The organism is Psychroserpens sp. AS72, from assembly GCF_038900375.1.
GTDB lineage: Bacteria > Bacteroidota > Bacteroidia > Flavobacteriales > Flavobacteriaceae > Psychroserpens.
Window position 1 is genome coordinate 546578 of the sequence record NZ_JBBMRC010000003.1, and the last position, 19686, is coordinate 566263.

Annotated in this window: 17 protein-coding genes; 9 read left to right on the forward strand and 8 right to left on the reverse strand. The window is 32.9% G+C overall.

Annotated features, from left to right (window positions below; all coding sequences use genetic code 11):
- Positions 1-9: 9 nt before the first annotated feature.
- Both WNY78_RS08610 and holA read right to left on the reverse strand, forming a co-directional pair.
- The gene (locus tag WNY78_RS08610; protein ID WP_342872793.1) at positions 10-570 is read right to left on the reverse strand and encodes a type 1 glutamine amidotransferase domain-containing protein; all 561 of its coding nucleotides are present in this window, start codon (positions 568-570) and stop codon (positions 10-12) included.
- Positions 571-689: 119 nt separating this feature from the next.
- Complete coding sequence (gene holA, locus WNY78_RS08615; RefSeq protein WP_342872794.1) at positions 690-1697, reverse strand: DNA polymerase III subunit delta; 1008 nt, start codon at positions 1695-1697, stop codon at positions 690-692.
- A 104-nt stretch (positions 1698-1801) separates the two neighbouring features.
- Here holA and WNY78_RS08620 point away from each other — a divergent pair, with 104 nt between their 5' ends.
- From WNY78_RS08620 to WNY78_RS08630, 3 genes are all read left to right on the forward strand, one after another.
- On the forward strand, positions 1802-2245 hold the full coding sequence (locus WNY78_RS08620; protein ID WP_342872836.1) for a type I restriction enzyme HsdR N-terminal domain-containing protein: 444 nt from the start codon (positions 1802-1804) through the stop codon (positions 2243-2245).
- Between the two features lie 103 nt (positions 2246-2348).
- Positions 2349-3329, forward strand: a complete 981-nt coding sequence (locus WNY78_RS08625; RefSeq protein ID WP_342872837.1) for a glycosyltransferase family 2 protein — start codon at positions 2349-2351, stop codon at positions 3327-3329.
- A gap of 123 nt (positions 3330-3452) precedes the next feature.
- Positions 3453-4310: an OmpA family protein gene (locus WNY78_RS08630; protein WP_342872795.1), complete on the forward strand. Its 858-nt coding sequence runs from the start codon at positions 3453-3455 to the stop codon at positions 4308-4310.
- A 129-nt stretch (positions 4311-4439) separates the two neighbouring features.
- Here WNY78_RS08630 and WNY78_RS08635 read toward each other — a convergent pair whose 3' ends face one another.
- On the reverse strand, positions 4440-5060 hold the full coding sequence (locus tag WNY78_RS08635; protein ID WP_342872796.1) for an L-threonylcarbamoyladenylate synthase: 621 nt from the start codon (positions 5058-5060) through the stop codon (positions 4440-4442).
- A 173-nt stretch (positions 5061-5233) separates the two neighbouring features.
- Between WNY78_RS08635 and WNY78_RS08640 the strand changes: the two genes are divergently transcribed.
- Genes WNY78_RS08640 through WNY78_RS08650 form a run of 3 tightly spaced genes read left to right on the forward strand, consistent with a single transcriptional unit; the run spans position 5234 to position 8067 of the window.
- The gene (locus tag WNY78_RS08640) at positions 5234-6100 is read left to right on the forward strand and encodes an alpha/beta hydrolase (RefSeq protein ID WP_342872797.1); all 867 of its coding nucleotides are present in this window, start codon (positions 5234-5236) and stop codon (positions 6098-6100) included.
- Positions 6101-6139: 39 nt separating this feature from the next.
- Entirely contained in the window at positions 6140-7102 is a 963-nt protein-coding gene (locus tag WNY78_RS08645) for a hypothetical protein (protein WP_342872798.1), read from the forward strand.
- Positions 7099-8067, forward strand: coding sequence for a hypothetical protein (locus WNY78_RS08650; protein WP_342872799.1), 969 nt, complete (start codon positions 7099-7101; stop codon positions 8065-8067). Before WNY78_RS08645 ends, WNY78_RS08650 begins: the two co-directional genes overlap by 4 nt.
- 107 nt (positions 8068-8174) lie before the next feature.
- Here the strand turns inward: WNY78_RS08650 and WNY78_RS08655 are convergent, their stop codons facing one another.
- Positions 8175-10496 carry a UvrD-helicase domain-containing protein gene (locus WNY78_RS08655; protein ID WP_342872800.1) on the reverse strand — a complete coding sequence of 774 codons (2322 nt, stop codon included), beginning with the start codon at positions 10494-10496 and terminating at the stop codon, positions 8175-8177.
- A gap of 144 nt (positions 10497-10640) precedes the next feature.
- Between WNY78_RS08655 and WNY78_RS08660 the strand changes: the two genes are divergently transcribed.
- Positions 10641-11918: a M20 family metallopeptidase gene (locus tag WNY78_RS08660; RefSeq protein WP_342872801.1), complete on the forward strand. Its 1278-nt coding sequence runs from the start codon at positions 10641-10643 to the stop codon at positions 11916-11918.
- Here the strand turns inward: WNY78_RS08660 and WNY78_RS08665 are convergent, their stop codons facing one another.
- A complete protein-coding gene (locus WNY78_RS08665; RefSeq protein WP_342872802.1) occupies positions 11919-13487 on the reverse strand; it encodes a hypothetical protein in 1569 nt (522 codons plus the stop codon).
- Between the two features lie 72 nt (positions 13488-13559).
- Between WNY78_RS08665 and WNY78_RS08670 the strand changes: the two genes are divergently transcribed.
- Positions 13560-15113, forward strand: a complete 1554-nt coding sequence (locus WNY78_RS08670) for an FMN-binding glutamate synthase family protein (protein ID WP_342872803.1) — start codon at positions 13560-13562, stop codon at positions 15111-15113.
- Positions 15114-15141: 28 nt separating this feature from the next.
- A complete protein-coding gene (locus WNY78_RS08675) occupies positions 15142-15660 on the forward strand; it encodes a hypothetical protein (RefSeq protein WP_342872804.1) in 519 nt (172 codons plus the stop codon).
- A 7-nt stretch (positions 15661-15667) separates the two neighbouring features.
- Here the strand turns inward: WNY78_RS08675 and WNY78_RS08680 are convergent, their stop codons facing one another.
- From WNY78_RS08680 to WNY78_RS08690, 3 genes are read right to left on the reverse strand one after another with little or no spacing between them, the layout of a single operon-like run.
- Positions 15668-16564, reverse strand: coding sequence for a patatin-like phospholipase family protein (locus WNY78_RS08680; RefSeq protein ID WP_342872805.1), 897 nt, complete (start codon positions 16562-16564; stop codon positions 15668-15670).
- A gap of 43 nt (positions 16565-16607) precedes the next feature.
- Complete coding sequence (locus WNY78_RS08685) at positions 16608-17519, reverse strand: patatin-like phospholipase family protein (protein ID WP_342872806.1); 912 nt, start codon at positions 17517-17519, stop codon at positions 16608-16610.
- Positions 17516-19513 (reverse strand): M1 family metallopeptidase, encoded by a 1998-nt coding sequence (locus WNY78_RS08690; protein ID WP_342872807.1) that lies wholly within the window; start codon positions 19511-19513, stop codon positions 17516-17518. Before WNY78_RS08690 ends, WNY78_RS08685 begins: the two co-directional genes overlap by 4 nt.
- Positions 19514-19686: the final 173 nt, after the last annotated feature.

The following is a 19686-nucleotide window of genomic DNA, read 5'->3' on the forward strand; positions in this document are numbered from 1 at the left end:
AAATTACTGTTATGCAGTCTGCTCTTCATGCTTACCTTCATAAACTTCTTCTACCAATTTAGAGCAAAATGCTGGTAAATCATCCGGATTTCTACTAGTTACTAATCCTTGGTCTACAACGACTTCTTCATCTACCCAATTTGCTCCTGCATTAACTATGTCTTTTTTTATAGAGTTAAAAGAGGTTACTTTTCTACCTTTCAAAACATCTGCTTCGGCTAAAATCCAGGGTGCATGACAAATTGCTGCTACAGGTTTATGATTCTCAAAAAATGATTTAGTAAAACTTACTGCTTTTTCATTTCGCCTTAACTTATCTGGATTGATAACTCCACCTGGTAAAACAAGTGCGTTATATTGTAATTGGGAAACTTCATCTAAAGTTTTATCGACATTATATTCGTTACTCCAATTTCCATCTGCCCAAGCTTTAATTTTTCCTGACTTTTCAGATACAATATGTACATCTGCTCCAGCCTTTTTTAAAGCATTCATTGGTTCTCTTAATTCACTTTCTTCAAATCCATTAGTTGCTAAAATTGCAACGGTCTTTCTATTTAAGTTTTCCATTGTTTTGGTTTTAATTGTTAATATTCGATTACTCAAATATAACATCCAAAAAACAAAAAACTCAATAAAAACAATGGTTTAACGAAGGTTTAATAATTTATGTTAAGAGGTGTTAAAGACTAAGTGAAAATCCGAACCATTAGTTCTTTGAGTAAATCACCTTGAGGCACAGAGTTAGAATTCACTCCTTTGCTACGCACATCAAATTCACGCAACGTAGAAATTACTTGACTCACTTTTCGCATTGGGTAATTACGCGCAGCAGTCACATACTCGTTCACAAAATAAGGGTTGATTTTTAATGCAGATGCCACATTTCTTGGGTTTTTATCATTTAAACCATGATAATGCAAGAGTTGTGAAAAGAAACTAAACAGAAGTGAAACCGTCATTACCATTGGGTTATCCTTTGGATTGTCGGCAAAATATTTAACTATTTTAAACGCTTTTAGAGAATCTCCTGCTCCAATAGCTTTACGTAATTCAAAATTATTATAATCTTTACTGATTCCAATATGTTGCTCAATATGTTCTGCGGAAATTTGCGTGCCTTCAGGTAATACAATTTTGAGTTTCTCTAGTTCGTTATTAATTTTACTTAAGTCTGTACCTAAAAACTCAACAAGCATTTGTGATGCTTTTGGAGAAATGGTATAATTTTGTCCAGCCAACACACGACGAATCCAGTCTGCAACCTGATTCTCATACATTTTCTTGCTTTCAAAAACAACGCCTTCTTTCTTTTTGATTGCTTTATAAAGAGCTTTACGCTTATCTATCTTTTTATACTTATAATTCATTACCAAAACCGTAGAAGGTTGAGGATTTAAAGCATAATCTGCTAGTTTTTCAATAGTACGAGATAAATCTTGAGCTTCTTTTACAATCACTACTTGTCGCTCAGCCATCATTGGGTAACGTTTTGCATTACCAACAATATCATCTATGGTCACATCACGACCATACAAGACCATTTGGTTAAAGCCTTTCTCTTCTTCAGCAAGGACATTTTTTTCAATATAATCTGAAATCGCGTCAATATAATAAGGTTCCTCTCCCATTAAAAAATAAATGGGTTTAATGGTTCCTTTCTTAATATCTGCTACAATTTGCTTTACGTCGTCCAACTTCTAAAAATTGTGATTTTTTAAACTCTAATCCCAAAAATAAGGCTTGGGATTTGGTATTTGGTTTTTGTGAGTTAACTTTGAAAAAATTCCAGTTTGCATCTATGCAAGAATTAAATTTTCCTAAGTTTAAATTCCGTTTCAAAAGTAACGAAAATAAAGTTTCTATTTTTGATGCCATTCGTAAAAAATTCATCGTTTTACAACCTGAAGAATGGGTACGTCAACATTGTGTTCAGTATTTAATTGAATATAAAAATTATCCCAAATCTTTAATCAACGTAGAAAAGGAACTTAAGGTGAACGGATTAACAAAACGCTACGACATTGTTGTTTTTAATCCAGATGGTAGTATTCATCTCATCGTAGAATGTAAATCTCATAAAATAAAAATTGACCAGACCACATTTGATCAAATTGCACGATACAACTTAGCGCTAAACGCTACGTATTTAATGGTGACTAACGGAATTAATCATTATTATTGTATGATGGATTTTGAAAAGGAACGTTATGAGTTTTTAACAGATGTGCCTTGTTATACTTAATTTTATCGCAAAGTCGCAAAGCGAAATACATTAAGTTTGTTAAAACATCTAGAATTTGAAGTTTAATACTAATTACTTTTTACTAAATACTGATTACTAAACACTGAAACTAGCAATCGTCATACTCAACTGGAACGGTAAAGAATTACTAGAAAAATTCTTACCATCTGTTACGAAATATTCTCAAGGAGCAGATATTTATGTGGCAGATAATGCGTCTACTGATAGTTCTATCGATTATGTATCTAGAACATTTCCAAAGGTAAAAATTATCAAAAACACTGTAAATGGTGGCTACGCAAAAGGATATAACGATGCACTAAAACATGTGGATGCAGATGTATTATGCTTATTAAATAGTGATATTGAAGTCACTCCAAACTGGCTTACTCCTATTATTCACGAGTTTGAAATTAATACAAGTACAGACATTATTCAACCAAAAATATTAGATTATAAAAACAAATCGCATTTTGAATATGCTGGAGCTGGAGGTGGATTTATAGATAAGTACGGTTACGCATATTGTAGAGGTCGCATTTTTGACACGATTGAAAAAGATGAAGGTCAGTATAATGATACCACCTCAATTTTTTGGGCTTCTGGTGCATGTTTTTTTATTCGGAAATCGGTTTTTAATAAACTTCAAGGTTTTGACGAAAGCTATTTTGCTCACTTTGAAGAAATAGATTTATGTTGGCGAGCTTGTAATTCAGGTTTCAATACAACATATGTAGGCACTTCAACGGTTTATCATGTTGGAGGCGCAACTCTAAATGCTATCAATCCTAAAAAAACCTATCTCAATTTCAGAAACAGTTTATTCACACTTACTAAAAATACTGATGGTTTTCTCTTCGGAATTATTATCATGCGACTCATCCTCGACGGCATTGCTGGTTTAAAATTCTTATTAAGTTTAAAGTTTGCTCATTTTATTGCTGTATTGAAGGCACATTTCAGTTTTTATGCCAATTTACCTAGGCTTTTAAGAGAACGAAAGCAACTTCCGAAGAAAAAAATGAACTACAAAATCACTTCAATTGTTTGGTCGTATTATATACGAAAACGTCGTAGTTACTAATTGTTCATAAAAGTGTTAAAAATTTAGTTAAAGACTATCTATAGCTGTTTTCTTTTGTATAATTTTGGTATGTTCTAAGAAATGAACAACTAAAAATTTATAACTAATTTTTTAAAAACTATTATGAAAAAATTAATGCTATTAAGTGTTGCAGGAATGTTGATTTTGACTTCATGTGTGTCTAAGAAAGAATTTATGGCACTAGAAACAAAACAAAAAGAAACGCAAGATTTATTAAACTCTGCTACCGTAAAATTAAACAGCTGTCTATCTGATAGAGCTGCTGCTATGGCACGCGTAGAAACAATGAAAGACCAATTGGCAGACTTACGTAAGTCTAACCAAGATTTAATTGATACTAAAGGTAATTTAACAACCTTGACTCAAAAAGGTGCTGATAACCTTGAAAAATCGTTAGAAAGCTTAAAAGAAAGAGATTTAAAAATTACAAGATTACAAGATGCTTTGACTAAAAAGGATAGTGTAACCTTAGCAATTGTATCTAGCTTAAAGAGAGCCGTTGGTATCAACGATCCAGACATTGAAGTGAATGTTGAAAAAGGAGTAGTGTTTATCTCTATTGCAGATAAATTATTATTCCAATCTGGAAGTTACAATGTAACTACAAGAGCTAAAGATGTGTTAGCTAAAGTTGCTAAAGTCATCAACAGCAAGCCTGACTTTGAAGCTATGGTAGAATCTCACACAGATAATGTACCATACAGCAAAGGTGTGTTAATTGACAACTGGGATTTAAGTGTGAAACGTGCAACATCTGTTGTTAGAGTTTTAGAAGAACTTAATGTAAATCCTCAGCAATTAATCGCTGCTGGTCGTAGTTCTTACGTGCCTTTAGTTGAAAATGATACTGCAGATAATAAAGCAAAAAACAGACGTACTCGTATTGTTGTACTTCCTAAAATTGACCAATTCTACCAAATGGTTGAAGAAGAAATGAAAAATCTTTCTGAAGGTAAATAATTCAGAAATTGAAATAGTAGAAAAGCTCAATCGAAAGATTGGGCTTTTTTTTGTTTTAGACGAAAACGTAGCACTTATAGTGTGACAAAAACATATTGAATATGAGCCTTTACACCTTTCCGAGAGGTCTTAAAAAATCTCCAAACTCCCTTTACCTTCCCTAATCACTTTAGGTTCGTCTTCAGATAAATCAATGACTGTAGAGGCTTCATTACCACCATAACCAGCATCAATAACGATATCAACGAGATTATCCCATTTTTCAAGAATGAGTTCTGGATCAGTAGTATATTCTACAACAAAATCTTCATCACGAATAGATGTTGACACTAAAGGATTACCCAATTGTTTAACAATTTCTAAAGTGATAGCATTATCTGGCACACGAATTCCGACCGTTTTTCGCTTTTTAAAAGGGTTTGGCAAATTCTTAGATCCTGGAAGAATAAATGTATAAGGTCCAGGAAGTGCACGTTTTAATATTTTAAAAGTTGTGGTATCAATCTGTTTCACATAATCACTAAGATTACTCAAGTCTTCACAAATAAATGAGAAATTAGATTTCTCTAATTTCACACCTTTAATTCTAGCTATTTTCTCTAAAGCCTTTATATTGGTAATATCACAACCTAAACCATAAACCGTATCTGTTGGATAAATTATTAATCCGCCACGTTTTAAAACATCAACAACTTTTCTAATCTCCTTAGGGTTAGGATTTTCTTCATAAATTCTTATCAGTTGTGCCATAATATTGTATCTTACAATTACGTTTACAAAGTAATTAATTATTTACACATGACACGAGCATGTTCAAAATAACAACAAACAATTGATGCTAACAGCTAAAAACTTTATTTAACCTAACAAAGGGTTATTAGCGAACTGCATGTGAGACCATTTAATAAAATATAAACGAACACATGAAAACTCTAAAACTCACTTTTCTATTACTTTTTATCTCCTTCGGAATATACTCATGCTCAAGTGACGATACTGCAACAGACGACCCACAAGGTGGAACTCCTTTAGAATTTCGTCAAGAGCTAAATGTGTCTTATGGAAGTGATCCTGAACAAGTTTTTGATATCTATTTACCTGCAAACCGAACTTTAGACACCAAAGTCATGATTTTAGTTCATGGAGGAGGATGGACATCTGGCGATAAATCAGATATGGACACCTTTAAAGATATCATGCTTGAAGATTTACCAAATATAGCGATTGTAAATATAAATTACAGATTAGCAGATCCTGACAATCAACCCTATCCAATGCAAATAGATGACATCACAAGCATTGTGAATTTACTCAAAACAAATCAAAACGATTATGTGATTTCTAATGATATTGGATTTTTAGGTACAAGTGCTGGAGCACATTTATCTATGCTTTGGAGTTATGCTTTTGATACCGAAAATGATGTCCAAATGGTAGCAAGTGTCGTAGGACCTACAAATTTCACAGATCCTGCATATTTAGATAATGAAGATCCATTATTGCAGGAAATCATTGACACTTTCGGACTTGACACCTCAATTCCATATTTAGAAGAGATAAGTCCGTATCATCAAGCAACAGCTGCATCACCTCCAACAATATTGTTTTATGGTGGCCAAGATCCACTAATCCCAACAAGTCAAGGTGTAGACATGGACACAAGATTAACAGAATTGGGTGTCACACACCAATTCACACTCTATCCTAATGCTGGACATGGGTGGATTGGTCTAGAATTGTTAGATACTTGGACAAAAGTTAAAGCATTTACACAAACACATTTAGAGTAAAACAATGTAACATTCGTTTGATTTTGTAGTCTATTAAGTATGCGGAATCTCATTACATTATTCTTTTTTGCAATTATTGCGTATTCACATGGATTTTCAAAAATAAATCCAGGACCTATTACGTTTCCTAAAGCCGAAATTTTAAGTGATCACACTACGAGAATTCCATTTAAACTTATTGATAACCTAATCATTATTGAAGCAGAACTTTTAGATCAAAAAGGCAATTTCATTATAGACACAGGATCAGAAACACTCATTCTCAACAAAGCCCATTTTAAAGCCAATAAATCATTCTCTAGTAAATCAAAAGAAACCTCTGGTGTTATTGATATTATTGATAATCCCTTAGAAAAGCGTTTGAGAGAATTTATTATAAAAGACATAACTATTGAAGATAAATATTCTGATGTTATAGATTTATCACATATTGAAACGAGCAAAAAAATTCACCTTTTAGGCATTATAGGTTATGATATTTTAAAAGACTACGAAGTCTTTATTGATATGTATCTAAATCAAATTACGTTGTCTCGAGTAAATTCCGAAGGAAAAAAATTAGACTCAAGACCATATCTAGAAAAAATTATTGATACAGTACATTTCAAACTAAGAAAACATACTATTGTTATAGAAGCTTCTATTGATGATCAGGTATTAAAATTTGGATTAGACACTGCTGCAGAATACAACCAACTCAATAAAAGAACGAGTAAAAAAGTTTTAAAATACTTCTTCCCATCTAACCGTTTAATGCTCATTGGAGCAAGTGGTAGACAAATTGAAGTTATGGCAGGAAAATTGTATCGTGTTAAATTAAGTGATAAAATTTATTTTGCACCCATGACTACATTGCTCACAAATCTCAATCAAATGAATGAAGCCTTTGGCACTTCACTAGACGGTATTTTGGGTTATGAGTTTTTTAGACAACAACGAACCATTATTAATTATAAAAAAGAAAAGCTTTACTTTGTAGAGTTCCCATTAAATAAACAGTGAAAACCATAATCAAATATATCATTATTTTACTCATTGCTTTTGCAACTTGGACTTCTTTTGCTCAAAATGACAAAGGCTATCGGTTTGAAGGTAATTATGTCGTATTTACATTTAGTAAGTATGATTATGAAGAATTTACTAAAGACAATTCAGACGACTACGTCAAGTTTGAAGATTTAAATATAGATAATGTTGTAGTTGCTGGAGAGTTTAACAATTGGTCAAAATATGACTGGAAAATGAAGAAAGTGAATGACAACACTTATGAACTTAGAAAGCACATCAATGATTTTAGAGATGAGTTTACTTGGGAGTTTAAATTCATTGTCAATAATGAATATTGGGCAGAACCATCAGAATTAGACCCAAATATTAAATTATCTAACATAAAAAGGAGCAACCTCAACGTCTATAACTTAAAAATGGATACTAATACTGCAGAACCTAGTACAAATGGAAATGTGAGTTTTAGATTAAGAGGCTATGATCATGCTCAAAAAGTTATTGTTGCTGGTTCTTTTAATAGATGGAATGAGCACGATTTAAGAATGTATAAAATTGAAAATGGATGGGAATTAAAACTAGACATTAAACCAGGAGAATACGAGTACAAATTTATTGTTGATGGCAATTGGATTGTAGATCCTTCTAACCCATCAAAAGTACTCAATGAGTTTGGTCATTACAACTCCTTAATTAACGTTGGCAAGTACGTTACTTTTTTACTTAAAGGCTATAACGATGCCAATCGAGTGATTTTAGCCGGCTCGTTCAACGACTGGAACGAGCACGACATCAAAATGGAAAAAGCAGATAACAACTACTGGAAACTACGTTTACCCTTACCTGCTGGAAAACATTATTATAAATTTATTATCGACGGAAATTGGATCCTAGATCCTGACAATCCTATTAAAGAATATGATGGGAAAGGAAATATTAATTCGGTGTTTATGGTGAAGTAGTTTGGTTCTATTTCTGAAATAAAAATTTTTCAGTATACTTAATCAACTTTGTAAGAATTAAAATGACGCGAAAACCTTCTAAAGGTTAAAATTTCCGAAGAAAAAAATTACCCAAGCACATCCAACTTAGCGAACCTAAGTAACAATTTCTTAACACCTCCAACTTCAAAATTAATTTCAGCCTTAGTATCTGCACCTTTACCTTCTATTTTTAAAACTTCTCCTTTTCCGAAGCGACCATGCTCAACAAAATTACCAACGACCAAATTACCATCAAAAAGATTAGCTTTATCTGGTGCGCTAGATTTAGAAACAGGTTTTAAGTTTTTAGGTGCAACAAATTTTGGTGGTTTCTTTGCATCTGATTTACGTCTGATAATTGGTTTTTTAAATCTAATTTGATCAGGCTCTATATCTCCAAAAATATCTGCACTCAACATTGGGTTTTGACGAGGATCATTTATTGGTGTAATAATATCGACAAATTGATCGTCTATCTCTTCAATAAATCGGCTAGGTTCTGCATCAATCAATTTTCCCCAACGATAGCGAGACAACGTATAGGTTAAATACGCTTGCTTTTCTGCTCTTGTCAAAGCCACATAAAACAATCGTCGTTCCTCCTCTAGCTCACTTCGTGTATTCATACTCATAGCACTTGGGAATAAATCTTCTTCCATACCTACGATAAAAACATAAGGAAACTCCAGCCCTTTAGCTAAGTGAATCGTCATCATGGCTACATGATTTGGATCACCTTTGTCTCCATCTAAATCTGTCGCTAATGCAACATCTTCTAGAAATTCTGCTAGAGAATCTCCTGCATCTGCAATTTCAATTTGACCTTCAACAAAATCTTTGATACCATTTAAAAGTTCTTCAACATTTTCTAATCGCACCTGACCTTCTGGTGTACCATCTTTATTGACTTCTCTAATTAATCCTGTAGTTTTTGTAACATGTTCAGTCAATTCAAAAGCGTTTGCTGTTTGGTTCATCACCTGAAAACTTTCAATAAGTGTGACAAAATCTTTCAGCTTATTTTTAGTGCCTTTGTTAATATTTATATCAATTTGATCAATATGTTGAAGGACTTCAAAAATCGTCTTTCCGAAGCCATTTGCAGCAACAACCAAACGATCAATAGTGGTTTGTCCGATACCTCGAGCAGGATAATTAATGACTCGTTTTAAAGCCTCTTCATCTGCAGGATTTAAAATAAGTCGCAAATAAGCAGTAACATCCTTAATCTCTTTACGTTGGTAAAATGATAATCCGCCATAAATACGATATGGAATATCACGTTTACGAAGTGCATCTTCAATGGCTCTAGATTGCGCATTTGTTCTATACAAAACCGCAAAATCACTATTAGGCAATTGGTGATTCATTTTGTTTTCCCAAATAGTACTTGCAACGTATCGACCTTCATCACCATCTGTAAGTGATCTGTGTACTTTAACTTTTTCTCCTTCTACATTGGCAGTCCAGACGACTTTATCTAGTTTGGTTTTATTATGTTCTATTACGGAGTTTGCTGCACCGACGATATTTTTGGTTGAGCGGTAATTTTGTTCTAATCTATAGACTTTTACATCATCATAATCTTTTTGAAAATTCAAGATGTTATTGATATTGGCACCACGAAAGGCGTAAATACTCTGCGCATCATCACCAACAACACATATATTTTGAAAACGATCAGATAAGGCTCTTACAATTAAATATTGTGAATGATTCGTATCCTGATACTCATCCACCAAAATGTATCTAAACTTGTTTTGATATTGCGCTAATACATTAGGAAAACGAGTAAGCAACTCATTTGTACGCAAGAGTAAATCATCAAAATCCATGGCTCCAGCTTTAAAACAACGGTCTACATAATTCTTGTAGATTTCTCCCATTCTAGGTCGTCTTGCTGCAGTATCTGCTTCAATTAAATCTGAATTTTTAAAGTATGCTTTTACGGTAACTAAATTATTTTTATAAGATGAAATCCGACTGTAAACCTGCTTTGTTTTATACAAATCTTTATCTAAGCCCATTTCTTTAATAATGGAGCCTAATAGTTTTTGTGAATCCTGTGTATCATAAATGGTAAAATTACTTGGGAAGCCTAAATGATGCCCTTCAAATCGTAATATTTTAGCAAAAACCGAGTGAAATGTTCCCATCCACAAGTTTTTAGCTTCACCATCACCTACAATATCTGCAATTCTGCCTTTCATTTCTTTGGCAGCCTTATTAGTAAACGTTAATGCCAAAATATTAAACGAATCCACACCTTTACTCATCAAATATGCTATACGATACGTGAGTACACGAGTTTTACCTGATCCTGCACCTGCAATGATTATCATTGGTCCATCTACTTGAACCGTTGGCTCATATTGCGCTTCGTTTAACTGACTTAAATACTTCTCCAAATTCTACATTTTTTATCAACCGTGAAATTAACCAAAAGCCCTGTTTTTATGAACCAATTTTATAAATAATTATAAACAATTCATGCTTAAAACCGACTTTACTTTTTTTTGAATATCTTTAAGCATAATCAAAATATCTTTAACATGCGATACCTCTTTATTTTAGCTCTTTTCTTCGGAAATTTAACTGCATTTTCACAAAATGATCTTGAACAAGATATTATAGATATAGAATCTAAAGTCATAGAATGGCGACGTCATTTTCATGAAAACCCAGAATTATCTAATCAAGAATTTAAAACAGCCGAAAAAATTGCTGTACATCTAAAATCTTTAGGTCTTGAGGTTGAAACTGGTATAGCTATAACTGGTGTTGTAGGTGTCTTGAAAGGAGATCAACCAGGAAAAGTTGTGGCTTTACGTGCAGATATTGATGCGCTACCTGTTACAGAGCGTAACAACTTACCATTTAAAAGTACAGTTATAACTGAATTTTTAGGAACCGAAACAGGTGTTATGCACGCTTGTGGTCATGATACGCATACCGCAATCTTAATGGGAGTTGCAGAAGTATTATCAAAACATAAAGACAAAATAAAAGGGACTGTTAAGTTTATTTTTCAACCTGCAGAAGAAGGTCCTCCTCCTGGAGAAGAAGGTGGTGCAAAACTAATGATTAAAGAAGGAGTTCTAGAAAACCCTAAAGTAGATGTTATTTTTGGTTTACATATCAATGCAGGAACTCCTGTAGGAGTTATAAAATATAAAAAAGGTGGCATTATGGCTTCTGTAGAACGCTTTGTTATCAACGTTAAAGGAAAACAAACGCATGGTTCACAGCCTTGGTCTGGAGTTGATCCTATATTAATTTCAGCAAAAATTATAGATGGTTTACAGACGATTATTAGTAGAGAAGCTAAATTAACAGATGAAGCAGCAGTAATTACTGTTGGAAAAATAACAGCAGGAACGCGTTTTAATATCATTCCAGAATCTGCAGAACTCATTGGCACAGTGAGAACCCTAGATCCAGCTATGCGTGAAATGATTGAACGTCGTATGAAAGAAATGACAGAAACCATTGCAAAAGCCTATGGTGGAGAAGCGACTATAACTTTTAGAAATCAAACTTCTATCACTTTTAATGATCCAGAATTAACAGATCAAATGCTACCCTCTTTACAAAAAGTAGCAGGCACACAAAATGTACAACTTATGAAAGCCACTACAGGAGGTGAAGATTTTTCATATTTTCAAGAAGTCGTTCCTGGTATTTATTTCTTTTTAGGTGGCATGACACCTAGTGAAGAATCTAAAGGTGCATTTCCACACCATACGCCTGATTTTATGATTGACGAAAGTGGTATGTTACTTGGCGTAAAAGCATTTACCCAATTAACTTTAGACTATATGAACGAGTAATTATTTCTCTTTCTTACCATCACCTGCCATTGCAGATAATAAACCAGACTGTGCGTTTTTCCAAACAAAATTGAAGATAGATTTTGTTTTATCACGTTCAAGTGTTACAGTATCGCTTGCTCTGAAATCGTTAGATTCGTCGTTACTGTTTTTTGAAATAAATAAATTTACTAATCCAGACAGAAATTTGTTTTTCTCTTTTCCGTCTTCTCTTAAAATAATGACATCAAATTGGTCGTAATTAGTTTTTAGATTTACGATTGAAGTATTTGCAGTTCCGTCGATGGTAAAATAAGTTTTGGCAAGTTCGCCTTCTAATTTTATATTTAAATTGGGTTGCATAAATTGGTTAAGGCTTTCAGCTTTTAGCATCCCTAAATCAGCTTTAAAAACAAATGCATCGTTTACATCTTTAACATCAAAATTCCAATTAACTTTTAAAGGCGTATTTCCCATGAAATTAGAAGTAATATCAATTGTAGTTTGTTCTCCTTCTTCGTTCATATTTGACACATTAGAAATCTTTGCTTCTAAATTTGTAAAGTCTAGTTTACCAGCTTTTTTATCTGATTTGACTTTCTCTTCATAAGTTATTAGTCCGTTATGGATTGTGATTTCTTTTAAATCTAAACCAAAAGTAAGCTGTCTTAACATTTTACTATACAGCAGCTTATGCTCCAAATCATCATTTACCAACTTATCTCTATAGATATCAAAATTTAAATTATTGAAAATCAAGTTACTCGCTACGAAACTCATTGTTGAATCTTTTTTAGTTATCAATTTCTGATTTTTTATTTCTACGGAAGCAACATTTAAATCAAAATGATCACGTTCAGTTTTTAGATGTTTTGATAATTCTTGTTTAGCATATTTAGTTTGTAATTTAACTTCTGAAAGTTTAGAATTTTTAGAATTAATAGCAATTGATTTTACAAATAAATTATCAAAGTCATTGAGTTTATATTTTGTGTTTTCTGAAGTAAGCAAAAAGCCATCAAAAGTAAATGGTAAGTTTGAGTTTTCTATTGAATTTGATACAATAGACGATGATTCAAAGTTTAAATTTTCAGAAGAAAATAAGATAGAATCATTCTCCATATCAAACACCTCTACTCTTGCATTGTCTATATTAATTTTTTTAAAACTAAATGATTTATTAAAATTCTCTTTTAAAACATCATTATAACTCTGTCCTTCAACATTTTTATTATGATAATAGGTGATTTTTGGATCTACTACTCTTATTGATTCTATATTTATCGCATCATTACTATACAACTCCCAATAACTCAAATCTTTAATACTAAAGGACTCTAAGGCTATTTGCGCATTTATATCATTGGTCACCTTACCTTTTATAGTTAATAACAATTTTTCTAGTTTAAAATTTCCGGAGACAATATCAAAATCTTTAGTATCATATTGTAAATCAATATGGTTAGGCAAGTTCTCAACCATCTCCTCAAATTTAGTAGTCACCAAATGTTTAGCATAGAAGAGACCTGCGAGCGCCAAAATAAACACTCCTATAAAAATTAAACCAATTTTTTTTCTTTTAGATGTCATTTTATAAAGATAAAGATTCATTACTTTTATGTCACTGAAATTTAAACAACTTTAAACACCTCTTTTACCGTAATGGATACTTTAATTAACGTTATCACATCAATCTCTTGGTGGATGTGGATTCTCATCGTATTGGCTATTGTAGCTATTCGAGACATGATCCAAAAAACACATACTATACAACACAATTTCCCTCTTGTAGGCCATATTAGATATTTGTTTGAAAGCATTGGTCCTGAGATTCGTCAATATTTTGTAGCCAATAACAGAGAAGAATTACCCTTTAACCGTATTGAACGTGGTTGGGTTTACGCGTCTTCAAAAAACGAAAACAACTACGAAGGTTTTGGAACAGATAGAGATATTTATGCGCATCAACACATATTTATTAACAATGCAATGATGCCTTATCAAATTGATAGTAATCACCCAAATAGTATTGATCATTGTTTTTTGCCTTGCGCTAAAGTGATGGGAGCATTTCATAAACGTAAAAAACCATATCGTCCAGCATCTGTTATTAATGTTTCTGCAATGAGTTTTGGGTCATTATCCGCTAAAGCTGTTGAATCTATGAATAAAGGTGTGAAAATGGCTCATGCTTATCATAATACTGGAGAAGGCGGATTATCACCTTACCATAGCCATGGTGGTGATGTTGTGTTTCATTTTGGTACAGGATACTTTGGTGTTCGTGCAGATGATGGTGGTTTTTCAATGGAGAAAATGATTAAACTTGTTGAAGACAACCCGTTTATACGTGCTATTGAAGTCAAGCTTTCTCAAGGAGCTAAACCAGGAAAAGGTGGTGTTTTACCAGGTGCTAAAATTACTTCTGAAATAGCTAATATTAGAGGTGTTGAAATTGGCAAAGACGTACTTTCTCCTCCAAACCACAAAGCTTTTAGTAATGTACCTGAAATGGTTGAATTTATTGAAAAAATCGCTGAAGCTACTGGCTTACCTGTTGGTATTAAAGCTGCCATTGGAAAATTAGAACAATGGGAAGAACTTGCCGATATCATGAAAGCTACAGGAAAAGGTCCAGATTTCATTACTGTTGATGGTGGTGAAGGTGGTACAGGAGCTGCGCCTCCAAGTTTTGCAGATCATGTGTCATTACCTTGGGTTTACGGTTTTGGCGATTTATATAAATTATTTAAAGACAAAGGTTTATCTGAACAAATCGTATTTATTGGTAGTGGTAAATTAGGTTTTCCTGCTAAAGCCGCAATGGCTTTTGCAATGGGAGCAGATGTCATTAATGTAGCGCGTGAAGCGATGATGAGTATTGGTTGTATACAAGCACAAGTTTGCCATACCAACAAATGCCCAAGTGGAGTTGCAACACAAAACAAATGGCTACAAAACGGTATTGATCCAACTTTAAAATCTGTAAGACTTGCGCAATATTTTAAAACCTTTAGAAAAGAATTTATTGAAATTACTCATGCCGCAGGCTATGAGCATCCTTGTCAATTTACAATGGATGATATTGAGGTCAACGTAGACGATCATAATTTATCAAAAGAATTATCTAGCACCTACCAATACCATAAAACAAAAGTTCCTTTCACATCAATGCAAGATTTAAAAAATTGCATGCATTTAGGAGGAAATTATTAAGTTTACATTTTAAACACAAAACCCAACTATGGATCTTGATATTTTAGGACTTTTATTATACTGCATTCCTGCTTTAGTCACAGGAGCAATTGCTTTTTTGTTTTTTAAAGAGCATATAGAAAACGAGAACAACCGTCGTGAATTTATGATTAAAAAAGAGTTGCAAAAAGATAGCTTACCTCTACGACTACAAGCTTACGAACGCTTATCCTTATATCTAGAAAGAATTAAACCTTCAAAACTACTAATTAGAGTCACTCCAACGTCTTCGAATAAAGAAGATTATGAAACTTTACTCATAGCAAATATTGAACAAGAGTTTGATCATAATTTAGCACAACAAATCTATGTTACAGATAAATGTTGGAGCATCGCTTCTACTGCAAAAAATGCGACGATTCAAATGATTAGAAAAGCAAATTTATCAGATAAAGTTGATTCTGCAGATAAGCTTCGTGAAACTATTTTAACAGATATGGCAGGAAAAAGAGCACCTAGTGATGCTGCGTTGTCTTTTATTAAGGAAGAAGTTTCTGAACTTTGGTAACAAAAAATTAAACTACAGGTTCATCCTCATGCTTACTTTTAGCATATCTATAACCTTGTTCCCACCATTTTGTCATTAGTCGTTTACTAAAGATTAATGAATTCTCAGTTAAACTCACAGGTGTATAATACAAATTGAGTTTTACACCTCTGTTTTTAGCTGCGAGTTTACCAATTACAATGTCATTTTTCTCTACTTGATCCAACAAGTGACCAAATAAGTTAAGCATTAAAGAAAACGGGTTTTTACCCAAAACTTTTGAGTGCTGCAATTGTTCTGCCTCCAAAACTATAGCATCAATCTCTGTTGCACCACGTAAAATTGCTTCACGAATAGGAATTACACAACCTAAACCACCATCTGCATATTCATAACCATTAACTTTTGCCAATGACATAAACGGAATATAATTACAAGAAATCCAAATCCAGTTACAATACTCTTCATACGAGCAATCCTTAATAGACTTGTATTCTACGCGATTCATTGACAAATTAGAAACCGTCACTACAACATCCTCCTTTGTTTGCTTAATTCTGTCATATTCTTCTTTAGTGAAATTGCGCTTTATGTGTTTTCTAAGCGCTTTACTCTCTCCAAACGTACGTTTACGCCTAATAAACTGCCATAATGAATTCACAAAATCTATAGACACAAATTCACGATCACCTTTTTTACGCTGCACAAACGGACTCACACTAAAAATATCGTGCTGTTGGACATTTGTAAAAACATCGTACAGTTTTCCAATATCTCCCAATGCCAAATGATTCACCAACAAACTACCTGTTGAAGTTCCTAAAAACATATCGTATTCACGACCTTGATCTTCCATCAAGTATTGCGCAACACCTCCTGCAAATGCACCTTTACTTCCTCCTCCAGAAATGACTAAAGCTCTCAAATGTTTATGTTTTCTATTTTAATCATTAAATCTATACGTATTATCATTCTGATGTGGTATTTAACTGACTAACTTCTTCATCTTTAAATTTAGCAAAGCTAAATCCTCTACTCCACCATTTCGTCATTTTTTCTTTTTCAAATATCAATGAATTAGTCGTAAGAACAGTTGGTGTGTAATAAAAATTAATAATAGCGTCTTCATTGGATGCCACGAATTTACCAATTCTAATATTACTGGCTTCAATCCGATCCAACATAAAAGCAAACATATTTGTCAATAATGAAAACGCATTTAAAGAAGGCATCCTATTAAGTTGTGAAACTTCAGTTTGCAAAATAATAGCGTCAACAACAGTTGCTCCTCGTTTAATAGCTTCCTCAATAGGCACCATAGAACCCAAACCTCCATCTGCATATTCACAACCGTTCTTTTTTGCTAATGACATAAATGGCGTATAATTACAAGACACCCAAATCCACTCACAAAACTCATCATAATCAAAGTCTTTTATCGATTTATATTCCACTTGATTTAAAGATAAATTTGAAACCGTTACCACAACATCTATAGCACTTTGCTTTAAAACACCAAATTCTTCCTTTGTAATGGTTTCCTTGATTAGTTTTTTTAAATTAAAACTTTCACCAAAGGTTTTACCTCCTTTTAGAATACTTCTTAAGACATTAAAATGATGAATCCCAATAGTCTCAATCCCTTTTTTTCTTTTAATAATAAATGGACACACACTAAAAATAGATGATTGTGTTACATTGGTATAGACATGCTTAATTTTATCAATATTCTTAAGAGCTAGATGAGACACCAACAAACTACCTGTCGAAGTACCAATAAAAATATCGTAATTAAGTTTTTTATTCTCAATAAGATATTGTGCTACACCTCCTGCAAACGCACCTTTACTTCCTCCTCCAGATATAACTAAAGCTCTCAATTCTGCTCGTTTTTAAGTTTTTCAATTAATTGTTTAAATGTGATTTCTTTTTCCAATTCTTCAATTACATTTTTTGCATATTTAGAAAATCGCCAGTTATGATGTTTCGTAGCTTCAAGAAGGCTTTTTATAGATTCAGCTTCAAAGCCACCAATGAGTTTCAAATAACTAAACGCTTTCATTCGTAATTCAAAATGACGCTCAGGCAAACTATAACTAATTAACTCATTGAGAACATCTTGCTTTTTATCTGGCTGAAATTCAATAGTATTTAAATGTAGTACTAACCACAGACATCTCACATTATAATCGTTAAAACCTTTGATATCTTTGGTTTTCTGTAAGTATTTGATGCGTTCTTCTGGGAAATTCACCCATAAATTATATAAAGCAGCCTCAATAGTAATATATGATTTATCATTTAAAAGCGATTCGTAGTCTGTTTTCAATTCCTTCGGAATCTCACTCACATACTGAGCAATAGCTTGTCGTACTTCCAAATTATTGCTAAAAGCTTCAGACTCGATATATTCTGAAATTTGACTCACTACTTTTATTTTTGCCTTATCGGAAATATTAGAGACCAAATAATCCTTGCATTTTTGAGAATACTCATTACAATCAACAGCTAAGTATTCTCTCATAAAAGCAGATTTTTTAAGACTTTTCACCATTGCATCTTCTGGAAGCGTTATTTCAGTCAACCAATCATTAACAAAGACAGATAAGTCTTGCTGACTCGATTTCTCTACTTCAGACATAAAATTACTAGTTGTTACATTTCCGAATTGATGCTTGTTTAAATATGTTTTCACAGCATCTTTAAAAACAGAATCTCCAACCTGCTCCCTCAGCACATGCAAAGCCCAAGCGCCTTTTTTATAAAATGTCGTACTACTAGATTTTGGATCCAATAATGACGTGCTTTGTCCAGCCTTTTCCTGTGCAATCAATTCTTGAGCGTTTTCAAACAATTGCCAATAATAATGATCATCTCCAAAAACAGCGCGCTCAGCAAGTAACGCATAATAGGTTGCAAACCCTTCTTGTAACCAATGATGCTCACCAGAAGTCGCTGTCACCAAATCTCCAAACCATTGATGCGCTAACTCGTGCGCATTTACAGTGATATAGTTTTTGTCATTAAAACCAATTGAATCAACAACAAAACTATCTGAGAAAATCGTGAGACTTGTATTTTCCATCCCAGAATACAAAAAGTCTTTTACAGGCACTTGCTTATAGTTTTGCCAAGGATATGGAAATCCGATTTCTTCTTCCAAAAAATCAAACATTTGCTTTGAGTAGCGATAGGTTGGTTCTACTTTTAGAGAATCTTCTGGATAATAGTAGTATTCTAAAGGGATTCCGCTTTTTGAAGTTTCTGTTTTTTTATTGTATTTACCTATGGTAAGCGCGACTAGGTAACTGGACATTGGTTGTTGCATGTCGTAATGCCATTTGGAGTATTCTTCACCAACCTCTTTGTTTAAGAGCTTTCCATTTGCTAAAACTTCATAACCGTTTTTACAGGTAATTGATAAATCAAATTCAATTTTATCGTTTACATCGTCTATGCTTGGGAGCCAATTGCTGGTGTATTTTCCTTGACCTTGTGTCCAGATTTGGTCATTAACGAAATAGAGAGCTTTTCTTGGATAGGAAAAATAAATTAATTTAAATTCATAAATTGAATCTTTTACCAAGTGATTTGCAAAATTTAATACTAAGCGATTATCAGCGTAGGTATGACGAGCTTTAAAATTGCTATTATGAATTTCATAATGATCAATCCTATTTCCCGCATCAATAAAGACCGAGTCTATTTCTTTTAAAATCTTAAACTTATAAACCACTGACCCACTAACCATGCTTCTATCTGGATCAAAATGCAAATCAGCTTTGATAGACAAAAAATCCACATAATCCGTTTGCTGTGCAGTTACATTTCCGAAGAAAAACAAGAAAATTATAAGTTTAACTAATTGCTTCATAACTAGGTTTTATCAAAGATGAGACCAAAATACGGTTTTTGTAAACATTAATAAAGCTCAAATCTATGAGATTCTTCGCTTTGCTCTGAATGACATTAGTGATTATCCATAATTAAACCAAAGTTCACTCCATAATCAAGCATTTAAGAGGCTACAACTTTCATGGGAATTTG